The sequence below is a fragment of the Streptomyces sp. NPDC001920 genome, assembly GCF_053594495.1.
In genome coordinates this window covers 1-2,276 of record NZ_JBSFEP010000052.1, presented here as the reverse complement: position 1 = coordinate 2,276, position 2,276 = coordinate 1, and the positions used below count along the sequence as shown (strand labels likewise).

2 protein-coding genes and 3 pseudogenes are annotated in these 2,276 nt (G+C 66.6%); 1 reads left to right on the top strand and 4 read right to left on the bottom strand.

Annotation, left to right across the window (positions count from 1 at the left end; all coding sequences use genetic code 11):
* From ACWCPI_RS38870 to ACWCPI_RS38860, 3 genes and pseudogenes are all read right to left on the bottom strand, one after another.
* On the bottom strand, positions 1–95 hold a 95-nt coding region (locus ACWCPI_RS38870; protein WP_451042666.1), incomplete at its 3' end, for an IS110 family transposase.
* A gap of 243 nt (positions 96–338) precedes the next feature.
* Positions 339–1,106: pseudogene (locus ACWCPI_RS38865) on the bottom strand (transposase family protein).
* Between the two features lie 154 nt (positions 1,107–1,260).
* On the bottom strand, positions 1,261–1,617 hold the full coding sequence (locus ACWCPI_RS38860; protein WP_451042665.1) for a MerR family transcriptional regulator: 357 nt from the start codon (positions 1,615–1,617) through the stop codon (positions 1,261–1,263).
* Positions 1,618–1,707: 90 nt separating this feature from the next.
* On the opposite strand from ACWCPI_RS38860, the pseudogene ACWCPI_RS38855 reads away from it, so the two are divergent.
* A pseudogene (locus tag ACWCPI_RS38855) lies at positions 1,708–2,148 on the top strand (hypothetical protein); the annotation flags it as partial.
* On the opposite strand, the pseudogene ACWCPI_RS38850 reads toward ACWCPI_RS38855, so the two are convergent.
* Positions 2,145–2,276, bottom strand: a pseudogene (locus ACWCPI_RS38850) (ABC transporter permease); the annotation flags it as partial. The pseudogenes ACWCPI_RS38855 and ACWCPI_RS38850 overlap by 4 nt on opposite strands.

The following is a 2,276-nucleotide window of genomic DNA, read 5'->3' as shown; positions in this document are numbered from 1 at the left end:
ACCCGTCGCGACAGCAGCCTGCGGCCGCTCTCGTCGATCGCGACGCAGTGGTGGTGGGTCTTTCCTGCATCGATACCGGCCCAGATCCTGGCCATGTGGTGCCTCCGTGCGGTGTGCTGCTGGTACCTCCCGACGGACGACCTCGCTGTCGATTCCCTACTCAGCGATCATTCGCAATTCCTAATTGGCAGCCGAGTCGTCGTGGGGCACCGGGCGGCCAATCACTGAAAGCCACCAGCGGCAGAGCCTTTTGAACCACACCCGGCACCCCTGGGCGGGTCAACCATACGAAGGGCTCACCACATCCCGCAGAACAACGTAGGGAGCCTTTTCCACCCTCAGCCTGAGCGGGTCAGGTGGAGGGTGAGGACGGCTTGGACGAGGCTCGTGATCCGGGTCGTCGAGCAGCGGAGCTTGCGGAGAGGCCTCCAGGGCTTGAGGGTGGCGTGGCGACGGCCTGTTTCGACCAGCGCCCGTATCTTCGCGTGGGATCGGTTGTTGGCCTGTTGGCCTGTTGGCCGGTGGACAGGCGGTCCCGTCGGCCGCGGTAAGGGGCGCGTACCGCGCCGCCTGCGCCCTGTTAACCCTCGTCTGCCCAGCAGATGATGCCGGCCTCGGCGAGAGCGGCGATGAGGCCGTCCTCGCGAGCGGCCCGGATGTCATGGACGGCACCGGGAGGGGCCGGTGAAGCTCACAGGAGACGGCCCTTCGGGACGGCGATGATTTGCACATTCATGCCGTGCTTTTTGTGCTTGCCCGAGTAGAAGGGCCGGTCGACGGCGATCCGGTCGATCGGCAGGAGCGTGCCGTCCAGGATGACGAACGCCTTCATGCGCGCTGTGGTCCTCGCTGGGGCCAGGTGCGGGTCAATGGCGGCCAAGACGTCGACGGCCTCGTGTATGTCGCGACACCGACGCCGAACCCGTCGGCGAGTTGGGCGTAGGTGTCCCCGCACCGCAGGTGGGCAAGCACAAGCAGAGCCTGCCGGCCGACGGGAAGCACCGCCGCCAGCGCGTCCCGATCTCGTGTCGCCGAGCCCGTAGCTGCTCGCTCTGGTCGCGCAGGGCGCGGCTGGACAGATCGATCGACGACGGGTAGGCAAGCAAACGAAGCTTCTGGCCAGCATGGGTGATCTTGGTCGTGACCCCAACTACCAGCAGATTCGCCGCGTTGTACAGCTGGCCAACTCGCCCACGGCGCTATCAGGTTGGAAAAAAGCCTTGAGTGAGGTCGCGGCCTGTTTGTCGATGCTCACCCGGCTCAGCCAGCCGCCCGCAGCGGGCATCCGGTGCCAACACGTGCGTCGAGCTCGGCCCGCAGGGCGGCAAGCTGCGCCATACGCGCATCGATAACCTTGATCTTCTCCTCGAACAGCGCGGACAACGCTTCGGCGGTGTCGGGCGCGTTCCGCAGTTCCTCGCCGGTCTGTGCGATCTCGGCCAGCGAGAAGCCGAGCGTCTGCGCGGTGCGGACGTACTGCAGCCAGGGCACTGCCTCCGGCGGGAAGTCGCGATAGCCGTTGGCCAGACGCCGCCCCGTGACGAGACCGATCTTCTCGTAGAAACGGATGGTGTCCCTGGTCAGTCCCGCTTGCGCGGCCAGCTCTCCGATACGCACGGCTCTCCCTGAACTGTGGACTTGACCTTGGACAGTACTTCACTGTTTACCGTCATGGCGTCCGTGCAGGAGACCAGCAGGAGCCTCGCCATGATCCGTCATTTCGCCCCTTCCCGCCGCGCCTATCTGCGCGTCGTACGCACAAGTGCTTGGTACGACCTCGTGGTCACAGGCGGGTTCGCCACGCCGTGGACCTACGCCCTGGTGCACGACGCGCTGTCGAAGCTCGGTGACGCGCTCGGGCTGGGCGCCCTGCCTGCCCTCGACCCGATCGGGATCCTCTACGCGAATCTGATGGGTTCAGTGGTGGTCGTCTGGGCGCTCCTCCGGATCATCAACCCGCTGCCAGTGCATGGACTGTTCGACGGCATCGCGCGCACGCTTTTCGCCGCGTGGCAGGCGTATGCGCTGGCACATGGTGCCCCGCGCTGGCTGTGGTTGTTCTTCGTTGTCGAGGTGGCGTTCGGCGTCGTCCAGCTTGTGCCGTGGTGGCGGGCTCGGCGCACCGACCTTGTGGACCCGTCAAGCGGCGGCCCCCAGGCCACGGACGGCAGCGACTGCAGTCCGGAGAGGATGGGGCCGAGCGCTGCCCGGACGAACCTCACCCGGGCGACCAGCAGTCCGAGCGGCGTACCGATGGCGAGGGCCATGAGGAAGCC